The sequence below is a fragment of the Streptosporangium sp. NPDC000509 genome (genome assembly GCF_042898365.1).
Classification (GTDB): domain Bacteria; phylum Actinomycetota; class Actinomycetes; order Streptosporangiales; family Streptosporangiaceae; genus Streptosporangium.
Genome location: NZ_JBIAYX010000016.1, coordinates 99,248 through 115,208, shown reverse-complemented (window position 1 = coordinate 115,208; position 15,961 = coordinate 99,248). Strand labels below are relative to the sequence as shown.

Below are 15,961 nucleotides of genomic sequence, written 5' to 3'. Positions count from 1 at the left end.
GAAGGCGAGCCTAGGAGGCGGAGGCGAGGCGGGCGGCGAGGATCCCGGCGCGGGCGAGCTGCACCTCGCGGGCCTTCTTCGCGGCGTAGCCCAGCATCGGCCTCGCCCAGGCGTGCACCACGAGGATGTCCTCGACCTCGGTGCCCCCGTTCTTCTCGCTGAGGGTGAACCGGTAGTCCAGGCGCACCCCGCCGGGGCTGTCGACCTCACCCTCGACGGTCCGCGGCGTGCTCCGCAGCGTCACCTTGATCATGTTGTCGTACTTGACGAGGCCGAAGAACCTGAACCGCTCCACCGAGGTGTAGCGGGTCTCCGACTCCCCCTGCTCGACGTCCTTGACCGCGACCACCATCGGCGAGAGGCCCACGTAGCTCTGCGGCTGGCTCAGGTGGGCACGGACCGCCGCCGCGGTGTTCTGTACGTGGAAAGTGTTGCGCAGTGTGACCTTTGGCATCTTGTGCCCCCGTTTGAAGATTTTTACTGGGAGACACTAACGGGTTCGGCCATGTACCACCGGGCATGTTGCTCACCTCGGGTGAGGGAATTCAGTCTTCGGGGAAGCTCGCGCCGGGAGAAGGGGTCGGCGGCGGCGTTGCGGATGTGGATGCCCACCGCGTAGATGTCCCTCACCTCCATGAGGGTGGAGTATCCCGGCCAGGAGCGCAGGTCGCTGCCGTACGCGTCGGCGAAGGCGTCCACGTCGGCGGCGGTCAGGCCGAAGCGCCGCTGGCCGTGGTAGGTGTGGACCAGGTCCCACTCGCGAGGCCCGACCGCGACGCCGTCCCAGTCGCAGAGCACCACGTGCCCGTCCGTGCAGCGCAGCAGGTTGTCGATCCACGCGTCGCCGTGCAGCAGCACCGGCGAGTCGTCCATGCCGAGATCCGACCAGCGCTCCGTCAGCTCCGCGATGCGGTCGCGCAGCCACGCCCGCTGGCAGGCGGTGAGCTCTTCGGAGCGGTCCACGGCGCGACGCACCTCGCACAGCGGGTCGACGAAACGCCGCAACGCCACCGGTGGCACCGGCAGCAGGTGCAGGCTGCGCAGGATCTCGCCCAGCTCCGTGGTGGTGGGACGGCCGCTCGCCGGGACGTAGTGCCAGAAGGTGACGACCCTGCCCTCGTGCACCACCGGCTGCTCGGAGATCTCGTCGGCCGGGCGCACCGCGGGGAACCCCTGCTCGGCGAGCCAGCGGGCCACCGCGAGGACGAGCGGCAGCCGGGTCAGCGCGTTGGGAGCGGTGGCGATCCTGACCACGATCTCACTGCGCAGCTTGAAGACGGCGTTGCTGCGCACCCTCAGCAGCTCCGCGTCCCTGTGGTCGATGCCGAGGTTCTCGCAGACCTCCCGCAAGACGGTGAACGCCTCCTCGGCGAGCGAGTTCATCAGCTGACCGGCGCCGCGCCGGTGACCAGGTCGTTCAGACGTCGCACCGCCGCCGCCCTGTTTCTGGTCTGCGGCACCTCCGACAGCAGCGCCTTCGCTCGGTTGAGCACGATGGAGGTGCGGTGTTCCGGCGGAACCTGGAGCAGGGCCTTCTCGGCCAGGTGGCAGGCGTCCTCGACCTTGCCGTCGCGGACCAGGTGCGCGGCCTGGTCGAGCAGGAGGAGGACCGGGTCGATCGCGTACGGCACCGAGGGTCCCGCGGGTCCCGGGTTCCAGTCGACGTCCTCGCCGAGCTCGATCAGGGTGCCGATCCGGTAGAACTGCAGCCGCCGCTCGGAGAAGCGGAAGGCCAGGTGGTCGTGGCCCTCGGGAGGCATCTTGGCGAAGATGCGCTCCGCCTCGGCCAGCGCGACCCTCGCGGCCTTGTGCTCGCCCATCCGTGCCAGCGCCCGCGCCTCCGCCGCCGCGCCGAGCGCCGCCGGTGAGCTGGGGGCGCTGCCGGCGAGCATCCTGGCCTCGCGGGCGAGCCGCACGGTCTCGGCGAGGTCGCCGTAGTAGTAGGGGAGCATCGCCTGCTGTGCCCGGACGAGGGCGCGCAGCCGCACGTCGCCCATGTCGTCGGAGGCGTTGCGCGCGGTGCCGTACCAGGCGTGGGCCTGGCGGGTGTCGCCGAGCTTCATCAGCGCGTCGGCCGAGAGCAGCGCCAGCATCACGGTGGCGTTGAGCAGGCGGCGCTGGGCCATCGCGGGCTGGCGGGCCAGCGAGAGCGTCCGCACGTCCGACAGTTCCAGCATCAGCCGGTAGAGCATCGGCACCGGCGCACTGCTGATGTATTCGCGCCGGTAGCGCAGCACCTGCTCGTCGAGCCGGTCGAGCTGCTCCTCGGAGACGGTGGAGACGGCGAGCGTACGGTCCAGGTCCTGGCGGGTCCGCTCGACCTCGGCGAGCAGCCGGCCGGTCATCACCGACCGTGAGCCGAGCAGGGCGTGGTGGAACAGCGCGCGCCGCTCGATGTCGTCTTCGGACCGTTCCCGCTCCTCCGTCTGGTAGGGCGTGCGGCCCTCGCCACCGGAGACGACCACGACCTTGGCGCCCCCGCCGTCCTCGCAGTAATCTCCGGCCAGGCCTAGCCTGACGGCGTTCGCACGGTAAAGTCGAGCCAGTAGATCGATGGTCTGCGGGCGCGGCCGTGCCCGGTTGTTCTCCCAGGCGTTGAGCAGGTCGATGCTGGCCCGCGCCTCGCCCAGGTCCTGGCGCTCACAGAGCTCCTCCAGTTCCTGAACGGACTGCCTGGCCGACCAGCCCCTGGCCAGCCGGTGTGCCTTGAGCAGGCTCACCCCGCAGCAGCCGTGAATGGCCTGCGCGGTCTGCCAGTGGGTCCACTGCCTGGACGCCGCCTGCTCGCGCCAGCGTCGCGCGCATGCCGGCGAATGCTCACCTCGGGCCACGGCGCCCCTCCCACTTGCTGTTTACACAACATTAACAAGCGCGCACCTCAACGTAAACGCAGCTGTGCGCGGCATTCCGTTTATTCGCGGTTTCCCCACGGAACATCCACGACTTTCCGGTCTATTCCACTGTTCCCGGAGGGGGTTGCGGAGGGACCGATTGCCTCAAGTGCCGCAAAACCGCACTCTGCAGAGAGGCAAGTCACCAGTGTCCGCCAGGAGTGATCCGGATGATGACAGAGCGCGGCGAAGGTATCGACCATCTGCGTCGGTTGGCCACCCAGTTGGAGGCGCACGCCTTTCAGGTGCGCCTGAGGTCGGCCGCAGGGCTTTATCCACGACTTCATGTGATCAACCCCATGGCCCCGGCCAGGACCGAGGACGTGCTCGCCGCCCACGAGGAGGACGGCGAGTGGTGGTTCTGGCTGTCCTGGGCGGGGCGCATCGGCCACGCGGAGGACGTCGCGACGGCCGCGGAACGCGTGGCCAGCGTTCTTCATGTGATACGGAGATAGGTGATTCTTGGGCCTGGCGTGGGTAACACCCGGTGATCAAGCCCAGAATGGAGCGGCACCGTGAAAAGGATCCTGCTCGTACAACGTCCGCGTCCACCCCGTGAGCCGGTGCCACTCGACCTGCGCAGCCCTTCGGGTCGCACGCTCCCCTTCTGACAGCCCTCACGATCCGCATCGGGTCGTGCCTCCCCTTGGAACGGTCGGCGAAGAGACCCTCCCGCTACCCCCAAGGGGAGGTCAAAAGGCACGATCCTCTGTCACGTGAGGGCTTGCAAGAGGCTTTCAAGTGTTCTGCAGGTGGTGTGTTCAACCCTGTGGCCATGAACAGCGCCCCTTTTCCTTTCAGTGTCAGCGTGGTCGTCCCCGCCATGAACGAGGCGGAGAACCTCCCGCACGTCTTCGCGACCCTGCCGTCCTGGATCGACGAGGTGATCCTGGTCGACGGCAACTCCACCGATGACACCGTCGCCGTCGCCAGGACCCTGCGGCCCGGGCTGCGCGTCGTCAGCCAGACGGGCAAGGGCAAGGGCAACGCTCTCACCGAGGGGTTCGCCGCCGCGACCGGTGACATCATCGTCATGATCGACGCCGACGGGTCCACCGACGGCCGGGAGATCCACTCCTTCGTGACCGCGCTGGTCGAGGGAGCCGACTTCGCCAAGGGGTCTCGCTGTGCCCCCGGCGGAGGCTCGGACGACATCAGCCCGATCCGCTCGCTCGGCAACACGATGCTGACCAAGGTGACCAACCTGCTGTACGGCACCCGCTACACCGACCTGTGCTACGGCTACAACGCCTTCTGGGCCCGCCACCTCGACGCGCTCGACCTCGACTGCGACGGCTTCGAGATCGAGACCCTCATGAACATCCGCGCCGCCCAGGCCGGTCTCGTCATCCGCGAGGTTCCCAGCCACGAGCGCAGCCGCATCCACGGCGCCAGCAACCTGCACGCCGTCCGCGACGGCCTGCGGGTGCTCCGCACCATCCTCCGCGAGCGCGAGGGACGCGTCGACGGTGTCCGGCTGCGGCAGGAGCACGCCACCCAGGCCGCCGTCTGACCCGCCGGGGATCGGGCCGATCCTCCGGCGCTCCTCCGCGCCGGTCTTCTCATCGCCCCGGGGCCGTTCGCGAGGGCTCAGGCCACCTCGAGCGCGTCGGCCACGGAGGGGAGCACCTCGAACACCTGGGTCAGGCCGGCGAGGTTGAGACGCCGGGCCAGGTTGCCCTGAACGCCGGTGAGGATGACCCGCACCCCTCTGCTCAGCCCCTGGTGACGCACCTGGAGCAGCTCACCGATCCCGGAGGAGTCGCAGAAGGTCAGGGCGGACAGGTCGAGGATGAGCCTCGGTGAGGGCAGGGAGCCCCAGGCCCTTCCCATCTCCTCGCGGAGCACCGACGTGTGGTAGTGATCAAGCTCTCCGCTCGCCCGTACGACGAGTGTCGTACCGTGCAGCCCGGATGTGGCGGTGAAAACCGAATCCGGCTCATCTCCCACGAACATGACCAACCTTCTGAACCGACCCTTTGCCCAAGCAACCATAACTGTCTCATACGGCGCGGATCGCCCTGGTGCGGAGAAACCTGATCACTCATGTCACCTCGGCAAATGCTTCCACCGCCTCTTCAACCGTACGACGGGTGTCGAACAGGTCGGCCACCCCGAGACGCCTCAGCCGCTGCCTCATCACGGCGGAGGGGCCGACGAGAACGAGCGAGCCCGCCAGCCGGCGAACGCGGTTGAGGGCGTACATGAGCACGCCGTACCCGGTGGAGTCACAGAAGGTGACCTCGGTGAGATCGATCACCAGGCGCGGGGGGTCGGTCGCTCCCAGTGCGACGTCGGCCTGTTCCTTCAGCAGTGGTGAGGACCCGTAGTCCAGTGCCCCCACCGCGTGCAGGGCGACGAAATCACGGTGTTCGTCGGCTCGAACACGGAGTCTGCCGCCCTCTTCAGCCTTCGCCATCGACATCCTCTCCCGCCTACGTCCCCGGTGCCCCGGCCAGGCGGTTCTAATCACGCGGAGCACGACCGGATCGCGAAGGCATGCGGAACAATGGGGACATGGTGAAAGCGCGCCCGATGGCGGTCATGGTCGTCGGTACGCTCCTGATCGCCGCGTGCGGAGGTGCCCCCACGACGCCCGAACCCACCGTCGCACCGGGCGGCACCGCCTCACCGGCCCCCGCCTCCCCTTCTCCGAGTTCTCCAAACCCGGCGCCGGAGACCCCGTCGGCGAGTCAGGCGACCCCGGCGGCGACCGGGGCGGTCGCCGCGTCCGCCGAGTGGACGGCCGTGGGCGGCGCGAACCTGCCGGGCGCGACGGCGTTGCTCGACGTGGTGGCGACCGGGCCCCGCGACGCCTGGGCGGTCGGATACCAGGACGGCGCGGAGGACCGGGAGGGCACGCCCGCCGTCCTTCGCTGGAACGGAAGCCGCTGGAGGGAGATCTCCCTGGGCGGCGAGACCGACGTCCACCACCTGGAGGGGGTCGGCGCGGCCGGGCCCGACGACGTCTGGGTGGTGGGCAACGGCCCGAGCGCGTTCGCCGCGCACTGGAACGGGCGGGCGTGGAGCCCGCACCGGCCCTTCGGGGTGGCCGAGGACTACCGGCTGGCCGACGTCGCGACAGGCGGCGGCACGTGGTTCGCCGCGAACGGCCCCTCGGGCGCGGTCGTCCTGGAGTGGGCGGACGGCGGTTTCCGCAACGCGCTGACCACGCAGGGCACCTTCGAGGCGATCACCTCCGGGCAGGGGCACGTCTGGGCGGTGGGAACGAGCGAGACCCGCACCCCGCTGGTCTGGCGCGGCACCGCCGGATCATGGGAGAGCCTGGAGACGCCGCCGGTCCAAGGCGGTCGTCTCAGCGCGGTCTGGCAGGTCTCGCCGTCGGAGGTGTGGGCGGTCGGACGGGTCTCGACCGGCCAGGAGACCGGGTCGGAGACGCGAGGTGCCGAGGGGGCGCAGCCGCTCGTCATGCGCTGGGACGGGACCCGCTGGACGCGGGTCGAGGTGCCGGTCTCCCGGGGAGGCCTGTACGGGGTCACCGCCTCCGGCTCCGACGTGTGGATCAGCGGCGTCGACGCCGACCACGCCGGACAGGCGCTCATCCTCCACTTCGACGGCACCGCCTGGTCACGCGAGTACGGCCCGCTGTTTCGCACCTACGCCGCCACCCAGCAGTACGAGGAGACCGACGACGTGGGCGGCGCCGTCCTGACCCGGGTGCCGGGCAGCGAAACGCTGTGGGCGGTGGGCTCGGTCGGCGTGGGCGACGACGAGAAGGCCTTCGTGCTCCGCCGCTGAGACCTCCGGGATTCCCGGGACTCCCCGAGTCCGCCGACACCCTCGGCATCGCCGCCGCCACCGGACCGTCGTCGCCCCGGAGATCGCCGCCGAGGTCGCGGACTTGGAACAAACGGTGTCCCTGCCGGAAACATCGGCCTCCTAGTCTGCGGACATGGCGGACTATTTCTCCCAAACGCCACGACAGAGCCCTCGACGCCGCAGCCGGGACACCGAAGGTCAGACCTCCCCTTCGCTGCCCTTCCCCGCCCTCTCGGGCCCCGACATCCGCGCGATCACGCCGCCCGGCACACTCACACCCCGTCCTGCCGGTACAGATCAACACGAGCTGGGTAAAAAATCCGTGAAAAAGTCGGTCAGTTGACGTAGTCTCTCTCAAACTCCAACAAAGAGGGAGTATCACATGAAAAAGGTTCTTATCCTCCAAAAGCCCCGGCCGCCCCGGAAACCCATCGCTCTGGACCTCCGCACCCCCTCAGGACGGGTCCTGCCCTTCTGACAGGAACAACCGGTTGACGAACCAGAGGACCGCACCGATCGCGAGCAGGACCCCCGCGCGGAGATAGACGTCCGCGTCCCTGCCGGTGATCGGCAACGTCAGGACGAGACAGACCACCGCCCCGAGAACCGGCATCCAGCTCGGCGCCCGGAAGTGATCGTGATCGACACGGTCCTTGCGGAGAATCAGCACGGCCACGTTCACTATCGCGAAGACGCACAGCAACAGCAGCACCGTGGTGTCCGCCAGGTCGCTCATGTCGCCGGTGGCGACGAGCACCGCTGCGACGCCCACGGTGAAGACGATCGCCACCCACGGGGTGGACCTCGTCGAATGAACCGTCCCGAAGATCTTGGGCACGATTCCCTCACGCGCCATGCCGTAGACCAGGCGCGAGGCCATGAGCATGTTGATCAGCGCGGTGTTGCCCACCGCGAGCAGCGCGATGAGGGCGAACAACTTGGGCGGGAACGCCAGCCCGGCGACCTTGACGACCTCGAGCAACGGACCGGACGAGTCCATCAGCGTCCTGGTGTCGACCAGCATGGTCGCCGTGAACGCGACCCCCAGGTAGATCACCGCCGCGATGGTCAGGCCGCCGAAGAGCGCGCGGGGAAAGTCTCGCTGCGGCTCCTTGGCCTCCTCCGCGAGGTTGACCGAGTCCTCGAAGCCGAGCAGCGCGTAGAAGGCGAGGGCCGTGCCGCCCAGGATCCCGAGGAAGGCGCCGTTGACCGGATGGAACTCCAGTGCCCGCGCCGGTTCGCCGTCACCGGACAGCAGGGCGAAGATCCCGATCGCGATGATCACCAGCAGACCGAACGCCTCGATGATCGTGAGCACCACGTTGACCTTGATGGACTCGGAGATTCCGGCGAAGTTCACCAGCGTGATCAGGCCGAGGAAGATGAACGCGCCGACGACGACCGGCAGCGTGACGAACTCCCCGAGGTAGTCGCCGCCGAAGGCCCGCGCGGCGGCGCTCGCGGAGGTGATGCCGCTCATCAACACCGCGAACGCCACAATGAACGTGACAAAGGGAATGTTGAACGCTTTGTTCGCATAAAGCGCGGCCCCGGCCGCCTGGGGATATTTGCCGACAAGTTCGGCGTAGGCGGTCGCCGTCAGCGCCGCCAGCACGAAGGCCACCAGGAAGGGCACCCACAACGCCCCGCCGACGTGGCCGGCGACCTTCCCCACCAGGGCGTATATCCCGGCACCGAGGATGTCGCCCACCACGAACAGAAGGAGAACCCTGCGCCCGATGACCCGCTTGAGCGAGTGCTGACCGGAACCGGGATCGACGATCGCCTCAGCCATGCCCCGCACTTACCCTCGGCGGGGGCAAAATCACGTCAGGTCACAGGAGTCACTCCTGTAAGTGTCATGAAAGTGATCCGCAAGGAACCCTGCCTACAGTTCCAACTGTCACGAAATGCAATGAAAGGCAGAAATGTTCCGCGCCCTCTCCTCCCGCCGCCTCGCCGTCGCCGCAGCGGGAGTCGCTCTCATATCGATGACCGCCGCCTGCGGCGGGTCGTCCTCCAACAACGCGGTCTGCACGGAGGCCGCGTGGTCGAAGCCCTTCGCGGACTTCACCACCGCCGCCACGGCGAGCGCCGGTGATCTCACCAAGTACAACGACGCCACCGCCAAGCTCGCCGCCGACCTCAAGGCGCTCGCGGCCACGGCCGACGGTGAGGTGGCCACCGCCCTCACCGACCTCGCCACCTCGTTCGAGTCGGTCAAGATCGACCCGAACGACCCGGCCGCGGCCGCGACGGCCGCGACGTCGCTGGCGACGAAGGCCCAGGAGGCGAGCACCAAGCTCGCCGAGGCCTGCGCCTAGCCCCCTGGACCTCTTGGACGATCCAGGGACCGGTGCCTCCTGGCGACAGGAGGCACTCCAGGTACGGCCGCCGCTCCGCCTGCGGGGGGCAGTGCGGCGCGGCGGCCGTACCGACGATCTCCGGCAAGGCCCCTGCCACCGCACGGCAGGGGTCTTGCGCGTTTTCACCCGTCCGCCACCCGTCTGTCGCCCGGCCTCGCGACGGCGTCCCGCCGGACACCGGCCCCCGCCTCGGTCTCCCGTCCACCGGCCCTCCCATCCGGGGCCCGGCTCTCAGGTCCGGCCGGCGCGCGCCTGCTCGTAGCAGCGTTCGAAGCCTTCGAGCACCGCGGGCCAGGAACTGTGGACGGGCTCGGTCTCCCGGTTGTTCGCCGCGATCGACTCGCGCAACTCGCGGTCGCGGACCAGCCTCGCCACCGACGCGACCAGGTCCTCGAAAGTCCGCCCGAGGAGTCCCTCCTTGCCCGGCCGTACGAAATCGGCCACCCCGCTCTGCGCACGCGCCACCACGGGCACCCCCGCGGCTCTCGCCTCCAGTGCCGCCAGCCCGAAGGACTCACGGGGCGCGGGGGCGACGAACACGTCCGTCGAGGCGAGCAGCTCGCGGATCTGGTCGCGGCTGTAGCGGCCGGGGAGCGAGACCCAGCCGGTCATGCCATTCGCCCTCAGGTAGCGCTCCATCTGCGACCGAGCCGGGCCGTCCCCGACGACGGTCGCCCGCATCGGCGTCTCGGCGGGCACCTGGGCGCGGGCCTCCCGCAGGAGCCGCAGCAACCGGACCGGCTGCTTGCGAGGCGCGAGCCGCCCCACCGCGACGACGTGCACCGGCTGTACCGGGCCGCCTTCCCGCTCGGACGGTACGTGATCGACGCCCGCCTCGGACGGCACGTGTCCCGCTGGGGACGCGGCTCGCACGTCGTCGGCGAGGGAGGCACGGGAAGCCGGAGGGGCCGAGGGGGGCGGGGAAGCCGAGGGAAGGTGCGCCGAGCGCCAGCCGGAGACGTCCAGGCCGTTGGAGACCACGTGCACCGGCACCCCGGGCCCGGCCACCGCGCGGATCGGCAGGGCCGCGGCCTCGCTCACCGCGGTACCCACCAGCCCCCAGCGGTGCCACCCGAACAGCAGCCGCAGCCCCCGGTAGAGCGCCCGCGTGACCGGATCCCACATGCTGTGCACGGTGACGACCACGGGCAGGCCCGCGCGGGTCGCCGCCCGCACGCCCATCCAGGCGAACGGCGAGACCGCCCCCGTGTGCACGTGCACCACCTCGGGCCGCCGCGCTCCGATCAGGCGGAGCAGGTGTCCGGTACCGAACGGGTGGACCGGCAGGTCGAAGGGGAGTCTCGCGACGATCCTGTGCACCCCGGGAAGGCTCTCCCCCGGGGTGGCGGTCGCCACCTCGACGTCGTGGCCCGCCTCCCGCTGCGTCCGGATCAGATCGGCGACCTGCACCTCGATCCCGCCGAGGCGCGGCAGGTAACAGTCACTGATGTGGAGGATCCTCACCGTGCCAGCGTAGACCCGCGTGAGATCATGCCTGCGTGCCCCTGAGGGCGCATCCGCGTCGCGCGAACGGAGTGAGCCTGATCAGCAGCGTCAAGACAGCAGTGTTCTTTCATGCCCATCCCGACGACGAGGCCCTGCTGACCGCGGGCACCATGGCGATGCTCGCCGCCGAGGGCCACCGGGTGGTCCTCGTCGTGGCGACCTCGGGTGAGCGAGGCCAGGCCGACCTCGAACCCGGTGAGGCGCTGGGCGCCGCCCGCATGGCCGAGCTGTACAAGTCGGCCGCGGCACTCGGCTGCGCCCGGGTGGTGAACCTCGGCTACGGCGATTCCGGGCTCGCCCCCGGCGGCGGGATCGCCGACGACCGGCCGGACGACGCCTTCATCGACGCCGACGCCGAGGAGGCCGCCCGGCGGCTCGCCGCCATCCTCACCGAGGAGAAGGCCGACCTACTGACGACCTACGACCCCGCGGGCGGCTACGGCCACCCCGACCACGTCCAGGTGCACCGGGTCGGCGGCAGGGCGGCCGAGATCGCGAAGACCCCGATCGTGCTGGAGGCGACCGTCAACCGCGACCCCCTGCTGCGGGGGCTGCGGCTCGCGAGGAGGTTCTATCCGCAGCTCGACATCCGGGCCTTCGAGCGGGCGTACTCCCCCGGCGAGGTGATCACCCACCGGGTCCCCGTGCGGCGTTTCGCCCGCCAGAAGCGGGCGAGCATGGCCGCCCACGCCTCCCAGGCCACCGGCGCCGACACCCGCACCCTCGGGGTGATGCTCAAGATCCCCCAGCCTCTTTACCGCCTCGTCTTCGGCACCGAGTGGTATGTCCGCAGGGACGCCCCCCTGGGCTCCCGGCTGAGGCACCCCTTCGAAGTTCCTCCCAAAGGATGAGTTCGGTAGCGGCAGACTGGGTCGGGGGTATCGGTTGAAGAGCGGTCGTGTCGCATGAAGAGCAGGTTGTTCCAGGTCGGGCTGTCGGTCGTGTCGCTGGCACTCGCCGCCACGCTCGTGTTCTTCATGCCCCAGGTCGTGGCGGTCCTGACGGGCAAGCACGTCTCCTGGGCGCAGATCGGCGCGCAGTTCGCCGCGCTGGGTCCGCGAGAGGTCGCGCTGATGACCGTCGTCTGGCTGCTCAGCCTCCTCGCCTACACGTTCGTGCTCACCGCCTCCCTTCCCGGGCTGACCCACCTGCAGGCCCTCACGCTGAACGCGGGCGGCAGCGCGGTGAGCAACCTGCTCCCCTTCGGCGGCGCGGCCGGGGTGGCGATGACGTTCGCGATGACCAGGGGCTGGGGGTTTCCCGCGCGGGCGGTCGTGGTCTCCACGCTGACCACCGGCATCTGGAACACCCTGTTCCGCTTCCTGCTGCCCGCGGCGGGCATCGTCGCCCTGCTGTTCAGCGGGCAGTCGCTCAGCCCCACGGTGACGAGGGCGGGCTGGGTGGGTGCGCTCTCCATCCTGGGCCTGGTCGTCGTGGTGACCGCCGCCCTGTACTGGGACCGCGCCGCGAACGTCCTGGGTCGCGGTCTCGACGCCCTCACCCGTCTGCTCCCCCGCCGGATCCGTCCCGGCGAGCACTCCGCCTCCGAGGCGCTGTCCAAGCTGCGGGCCGACACCTCCGAGATCGTGAGGGACCGCTGGGCCGGGCTCACGCTGGGAATGATCTTCTTTCTGGGTTTCCAGTGGCTGATTCTCGTCGTCTGCCTGCAGGCGACCGGCGCCTATCCCGGACTGGCGCAGTCGATCGCCGCCTTCGCCCTGTCCAGGGTCCTGACCACGGCCTTGGTGACTCCCAGCGGTACCGGGATCATGGAGGCCGGAACCATCGGCGCGCTGGTCTTCTTCGGCGCCCCCCTCGACTCCGCCACCGCCGCCGCCCTGCTTTTCGGGTTCTGGACCTACACTGTCGAAATCCCCTTCGGCGGGCTGGCTCTAGGAGCCTGGACCTTCCTGCGCAGGCGTGAGAACGCCGCGACGGCCGCCGAAAAGGAGTCGATCAGCCGCTAGATTGGGAAATACCTTGTATGCGATTGGAAGGCCCACATAGCGTGGCGGCTGACATGGTGGCGTTCCGAGTTCTCGGCCCGGTCGAGGCGCATTCAGGTGAAGACGAGCTCGACCTGGGCGGGCTCCGTCAACGTGCGGTCCTGGCGCGCCTGCTCGTCGCGCGCGGGCAGGTCGTTCCCGTCGACTCGCTGCTGTACGACCTGTGGGACGACGACGCGGCCAAGGGCGCCCAGTCGGGGCTCCAGGTTTACATCTCCCGGCTGCGCCGGGTGCTGGAGCCGGGACGTCCGCGCGGAGGGCCGAACCGGCTGCTGGTGACCGTGGCCTCGGGCTACGCGCTACGCGCCGCTCCCGACCAGGTCGACGCGCTGCGTTTCGAGACGCTGGTCCGCACCGCGGGAGAGCACCTGGAGGGCGACGACCCAGCCTCCGCGCGGGCTCGCCTGGAGAAGGCCCTGAGCATGTGGCGGGGCACCCCCTACGCCGACTTCGCCGACCAGCCGTGGGCCGAGGCCGAGGTCAACCGGCTCGCCGAGCTGCGCCTGGTGGCCCGCGAGCGGCACGCCGACAGCGGCCTGCGATTGGGACTGCCCGCCGAGTCCGTGCCCGACCTGGAGGCGCTCACCACCGAGCACCCGCTCCGCGAGGAGGGCTGGCGGCTGCTCGCCCTGGGCCTGTACCGCTGCGGACGGCAGGGCGACGCGCTGGCGGCGCTGCGCCGGGCGCGCACGATCCTCTCCGACGAGCTGGGCATCGACCCCGGCCCGGCGCTGCGCAAGCTGGAGTCCGACATCCTGTCCCAGGACCCCGGCCTGCAGCTCGCCCCCTCGGCGCCGTCCAGGCAGCGCCAGCAGGTGGCCGCGGAGACCTGGCCGCCCAGGCCGATGGTGGCCCAGGTGGAGCTTCCCCCGCTGGAGCCCGAGCCGTTCGTCGGCCGCGACGCCGAACTGGGCAGGCTCACCACCGCCGCGGCGAGAACCGGCCGCTTCACCGTCGCGGTGATCAGCGGCGACGCGGGCGCGGGCAAGACCACCCTGGTCCGCCAGCTCATGAGGCGGCTCTCCGACGACGGGTGGGGCATCTCCTCCGGTGCCTGCCCCGACAGCAGCGCCACGCCTCCCGGCTGGGCCTGGGTGGAGATCCTGCGCACCCTGGTGAACGCGGCCGGGCCCGGCGAGTACGCCTCGCTGCTGGCGCCGCTCCTCGACGACGCGGCCCCCGAGCCCGACGACGACCAGGCCTCCGGCGGGTTCCGGCTGCACCGGGCGGTAGGCGGCTATCTCGCCGCCGTCGCCAAGGAGACGCCGATCCTGCTCACCCTGGAGGACCTGCACTGGGCCGACGACCAGACGCTGGCGCTGCTCCGCGCGCTGCCGAGCCTGCTCGCCACCAGCCGGGTGCTGCTCGTGGTGACCTGCCGGGACAGCGAGCTCAGCGACCAGCAGGCCGACGTGCTGGCCGCGCTGGCCAGGCTCGGTCCGGTGCGGGTCGGCCTCACCGGACTCGACACCAAGGCGGTGGCCGAGCTGGTCAGGGCGACGTGCGTGCGCGAGGTCGACGAGGACGCGGTGAGCAGCATCGTCGAGCGCACCGGCGGCAACCCCTTCTTCGTCCGCGAGACGGTGCGCCTGCTCGACGCCGAGGCGGTGAGCGACCGCGCGACGGCCGCCGAGGTGATCTCCGGCGTGCCCTCCGGCGTCCGCGACGTACTGCGCAGGCGCGTCTCCCGGCTGCCCGCGATCGCCCAGCAGATCCTGTTGCAGGCCGCGGTGATCGGCCGAGACGTCGACGTGGACGTGCTCGTCGACGTCTCGGGCGACGAGGACGCCGTGGTCGACGCGGTGGAGGCGGCGCTGCTCGCCGGCCTGGTCACCGAACCCGGTCCCGGCAGGCTCCGCTTCGACCACGACCTGGTCCGCGACACCCTGTACTCCGACGCCTCCCGGCTGCGCCGCTCCCGGCTGCACGCCGCGGTCGCCTCGGTGATCGAGCGCAGGAACCCCGGCGACGTGGCCGCGCTCGCCCACCACTACCACTCCGCGGGCACCAGCGAGACCGCCGGCAAGACGGTCCACTACGCGGGCCTCGCCGCCGAGCAGGCCGAGCGGCGCTTCGCCCACCGCGAGGCGGCCACCCTGTGGGAGCAGGCCATCGCCGCCTTCGACAGGTCGGGCGTCGCCCACACTCCCGACAGCACCAGGGAGCGACTGCTGCTCACCCTGCGGCTGATCAAGGCCCTCGCGCTCTGCGGCGACATGGCCGCGGCCCGCAGGCGGCGGCGCGAGGCGATGGACGCGGCGCTGCCCCTGGGCAACCTGGAGCTCACCGCCCGGGTGGCCGCCTCGCTCGCGGTGCCGCACAAGGGCATGGCCCGCGACTTCACCCGTACGGCCTGGGAGATCGTCGACGTCGCCGAGCAGGCGCTCGTCGAGCTGCCCGCCGGCGAGCAGTCGCTGCGGGCGAGCCTGCTCGCCACCCTCGCCCTGGAGCTGGAGGGGTCGGCGACCCCCCGGGGCGAGCAGGCTTCGCTGGAGGCCGAGGAGCTGGCCCGCCGCTCCGGTGACCCCGCCCTGCTCGCGACCGCGCTGAGCGGGCGGCTGCGCCAGTCGTACGGCATCACCCCGGTGGGCGAGCGCGAGGTCATCGGCAGGGAGCTGCTGGAGGTCGGCAAGACGACCGGGCAGATCTCGGTGCAGGCCCTCGCCCACCTGGTGCTGATGGAGTGCGCCGCCGCCTCGGGCGCGTTCGCCGAGGCCGACGCGCACGTGGCCGCCGCCGAGAGGCTCGCCAGGCAGTACGGCCTGTCCGCGCCCGCCTCCGTGGTCGCCTGGTACGCCGGGCAGCGCCTGATGATCGCCGGTGACTTCGCCGGGGCGGAGCGCGCCTACCGCGACGCCGCCCGGCTGACCGCGAAGGCCGGGATGCTGGAGGGCCGCCAGGACCTGCCGCTGATCACCACGTTCTGCCTGCGCCTGGTGAACGGGCAGGCCGCCGAGATGGTCGAGCCGCTCGCCGAGGCGCACCAGCGCGGAGCCAAGTGGACCCTGGACGCCTACGCGGTGGCTCTCGCCTCCGCGGGCCACCACCGGGACGCCAGGGCGGTCATCGCGGTGAAGACGCCCGTGCGCCCCGACTTCCTCTACGAGCTGGCGATGATCTGGCGGGCCCTCGCGGGCATGCTGCTGGACGACCGGGAGCGGATGATCGAGGCGTACGACACGCTGAAGCCGTTCGCCGACCGGATCGCGGGTGCGGGGACCGGGGTGGTCGCGCTCTGGCCCGTCGCTCTGACGCTGGGTGACCTGGCGCTGCGGCTGGGCTTCGCCGACGCGGTGAAGCCGCACTACGAGAACGCCCTCGCGGTGGCCGAGCGGGTCGGTGTGGACCGGTGGGTGGAGGCGGCACGGCGCTCACTCGGCAGCTGACGCCTCACGAGGGCGGGGATCTTCAC

14 protein-coding genes are annotated in these 15,961 nt (G+C 70.7%); 7 read left to right on the top strand and 7 right to left on the bottom strand.

Features of this window, described 5'->3' with window-relative positions; genetic code table 11:
- Nucleotides 1–10: 10 nt before the first annotated feature.
- Genes ACFY3D_RS27935 through ACFY3D_RS27925 form a run of 3 tightly spaced genes read right to left on the bottom strand, consistent with a single transcriptional unit; the run spans nucleotide 11 to nucleotide 2,831 of the window.
- Entirely contained in the window at nucleotides 11–454 is a 444-nt protein-coding gene (locus ACFY3D_RS27935; protein ID WP_350945288.1) for an SRPBCC family protein, read from the bottom strand.
- 23 nt (nucleotides 455–477) lie between these two features.
- A complete protein-coding gene (locus ACFY3D_RS27930; protein ID WP_350945287.1) occupies nucleotides 478–1,383 on the bottom strand; it encodes an aminoglycoside phosphotransferase family protein in 906 nt (301 codons plus the stop codon).
- Nucleotides 1,383–2,831 carry a helix-turn-helix transcriptional regulator gene (locus tag ACFY3D_RS27925; protein ID WP_350945286.1) on the bottom strand — a complete coding sequence of 483 codons (1,449 nt, stop codon included), beginning with the start codon at nucleotides 2,829–2,831 and terminating at the stop codon, nucleotides 1,383–1,385. The genes ACFY3D_RS27930 and ACFY3D_RS27925 overlap by 1 nt, the downstream gene beginning before the upstream one ends.
- A 230-nt stretch (nucleotides 2,832–3,061) precedes the next feature.
- Here ACFY3D_RS27925 and ACFY3D_RS27920 point away from each other — a divergent pair, with 230 nt between their 5' ends.
- Together ACFY3D_RS27920 and ACFY3D_RS27915 are read left to right on the top strand one after the other, a co-directional pair.
- Nucleotides 3,062–3,346, top strand: coding sequence for a hypothetical protein (locus tag ACFY3D_RS27920; protein WP_350945285.1), 285 nt, complete (start codon nucleotides 3,062–3,064; stop codon nucleotides 3,344–3,346).
- A gap of 320 nt (nucleotides 3,347–3,666) precedes the next feature.
- On the top strand, nucleotides 3,667–4,404 hold the full coding sequence (locus ACFY3D_RS27915; protein ID WP_350945284.1) for a glycosyltransferase family 2 protein: 738 nt from the start codon (nucleotides 3,667–3,669) through the stop codon (nucleotides 4,402–4,404).
- Between the two features lie 77 nt (nucleotides 4,405–4,481).
- Here the strand turns inward: ACFY3D_RS27915 and ACFY3D_RS27910 are convergent, their stop codons facing one another.
- Both ACFY3D_RS27910 and ACFY3D_RS27905 read right to left on the bottom strand, forming a co-directional pair.
- Complete coding sequence (locus ACFY3D_RS27910) at nucleotides 4,482–4,847, bottom strand: STAS domain-containing protein (RefSeq protein WP_389984524.1); 366 nt, start codon at nucleotides 4,845–4,847, stop codon at nucleotides 4,482–4,484.
- 88 nt (nucleotides 4,848–4,935) lie between these two features.
- Nucleotides 4,936–5,310: an STAS domain-containing protein gene (locus tag ACFY3D_RS27905; RefSeq protein WP_389984521.1), complete on the bottom strand. Its 375-nt coding sequence runs from the start codon at nucleotides 5,308–5,310 to the stop codon at nucleotides 4,936–4,938.
- Between the two features lie 98 nt (nucleotides 5,311–5,408).
- Here ACFY3D_RS27905 and ACFY3D_RS27900 point away from each other — a divergent pair, with 98 nt between their 5' ends.
- Nucleotides 5,409–6,650, top strand: coding sequence for a hypothetical protein (locus ACFY3D_RS27900; RefSeq protein WP_389984518.1), 1,242 nt, complete (start codon nucleotides 5,409–5,411; stop codon nucleotides 6,648–6,650).
- A 475-nt stretch (nucleotides 6,651–7,125) separates the two neighbouring features.
- Here the strand turns inward: ACFY3D_RS27900 and ACFY3D_RS27895 are convergent, their stop codons facing one another.
- The gene (locus ACFY3D_RS27895) at nucleotides 7,126–8,466 is read right to left on the bottom strand and encodes an APC family permease (RefSeq protein ID WP_389984515.1); all 1,341 of its coding nucleotides are present in this window, start codon (nucleotides 8,464–8,466) and stop codon (nucleotides 7,126–7,128) included.
- Between the two features lie 133 nt (nucleotides 8,467–8,599).
- Here ACFY3D_RS27895 and ACFY3D_RS27890 point away from each other — a divergent pair, with 133 nt between their 5' ends.
- Nucleotides 8,600–8,995 (top strand): hypothetical protein, encoded by a 396-nt coding sequence (locus ACFY3D_RS27890; protein ID WP_389984512.1) that lies wholly within the window; start codon nucleotides 8,600–8,602, stop codon nucleotides 8,993–8,995.
- A 273-nt stretch (nucleotides 8,996–9,268) separates the two neighbouring features.
- Here ACFY3D_RS27890 and ACFY3D_RS27885 read toward each other — a convergent pair whose 3' ends face one another.
- Nucleotides 9,269–10,501 carry a glycosyltransferase family 4 protein gene (locus ACFY3D_RS27885; protein ID WP_389984509.1) on the bottom strand — a complete coding sequence of 411 codons (1,233 nt, stop codon included), beginning with the start codon at nucleotides 10,499–10,501 and terminating at the stop codon, nucleotides 9,269–9,271.
- A 35-nt stretch (nucleotides 10,502–10,536) separates the two neighbouring features.
- On the opposite strand from ACFY3D_RS27885, the gene ACFY3D_RS27880 reads away from it, so the two are divergent.
- The 3 genes from ACFY3D_RS27880 to ACFY3D_RS27870 are packed head-to-tail and all read left to right on the top strand — an operon-like array spanning nucleotide 10,537 to nucleotide 15,935.
- Entirely contained in the window at nucleotides 10,537–11,394 is an 858-nt protein-coding gene (locus tag ACFY3D_RS27880) for a PIG-L family deacetylase (protein WP_350945277.1), read from the top strand.
- A 54-nt stretch (nucleotides 11,395–11,448) separates the two neighbouring features.
- Nucleotides 11,449–12,510: a YbhN family protein gene (locus ACFY3D_RS27875; protein WP_389984506.1), complete on the top strand. Its 1,062-nt coding sequence runs from the start codon at nucleotides 11,449–11,451 to the stop codon at nucleotides 12,508–12,510.
- Between the two features lie 53 nt (nucleotides 12,511–12,563).
- On the top strand, nucleotides 12,564–15,935 hold the full coding sequence (locus ACFY3D_RS27870) for a BTAD domain-containing putative transcriptional regulator (protein WP_389984503.1): 3,372 nt from the start codon (nucleotides 12,564–12,566) through the stop codon (nucleotides 15,933–15,935).
- The last annotated feature ends 26 nt before the right edge of the window (nucleotides 15,936–15,961 follow it).

Bases quoted from the DNA above. Each gene is read 5' to 3' on its own strand.
- ACFY3D_RS27930 (WP_350945287.1), bottom strand. From the start codon at position 1,383: ATGAACTCGCTCGCCGAGGAGGCGTTCACCGTCTTGCGGGAGGTCTGC.
- ACFY3D_RS27900 (WP_389984518.1), top strand. From the start codon at position 5,409: ATGGTGAAAGCGCGCCCGATGGCGGTCATGGTCGTCGGTACGCTCCTG.
- ACFY3D_RS27890 (WP_389984512.1), top strand. From the start codon at position 8,600: ATGTTCCGCGCCCTCTCCTCCCGCCGCCTCGCCGTCGCCGCAGCGGGA.
- ACFY3D_RS27935 (WP_350945288.1), bottom strand. From the start codon at position 454: ATGCCAAAGGTCACACTGCGCAACACTTTCCACGTACAGAACACCGCG.
- ACFY3D_RS27895 (WP_389984515.1), bottom strand. From the start codon at position 8,466: ATGGCTGAGGCGATCGTCGATCCCGGTTCCGGTCAGCACTCGCTCAAG.
- ACFY3D_RS27875 (WP_389984506.1), top strand. From the start codon at position 11,449: ATGAAGAGCAGGTTGTTCCAGGTCGGGCTGTCGGTCGTGTCGCTGGCA.
- ACFY3D_RS27910 (WP_389984524.1), bottom strand. From the start codon at position 4,847: ATGTTCGTGGGAGATGAGCCGGATTCGGTTTTCACCGCCACATCCGGG.
- ACFY3D_RS27915 (WP_350945284.1), top strand. From the start codon at position 3,667: ATGAACAGCGCCCCTTTTCCTTTCAGTGTCAGCGTGGTCGTCCCCGCC.
- ACFY3D_RS27905 (WP_389984521.1), bottom strand. From the start codon at position 5,310: ATGGCGAAGGCTGAAGAGGGCGGCAGACTCCGTGTTCGAGCCGACGAA.
- ACFY3D_RS27920 (WP_350945285.1), top strand. From the start codon at position 3,062: ATGATGACAGAGCGCGGCGAAGGTATCGACCATCTGCGTCGGTTGGCC.
- ACFY3D_RS27870 (WP_389984503.1), top strand. From the start codon at position 12,564: ATGGTGGCGTTCCGAGTTCTCGGCCCGGTCGAGGCGCATTCAGGTGAA.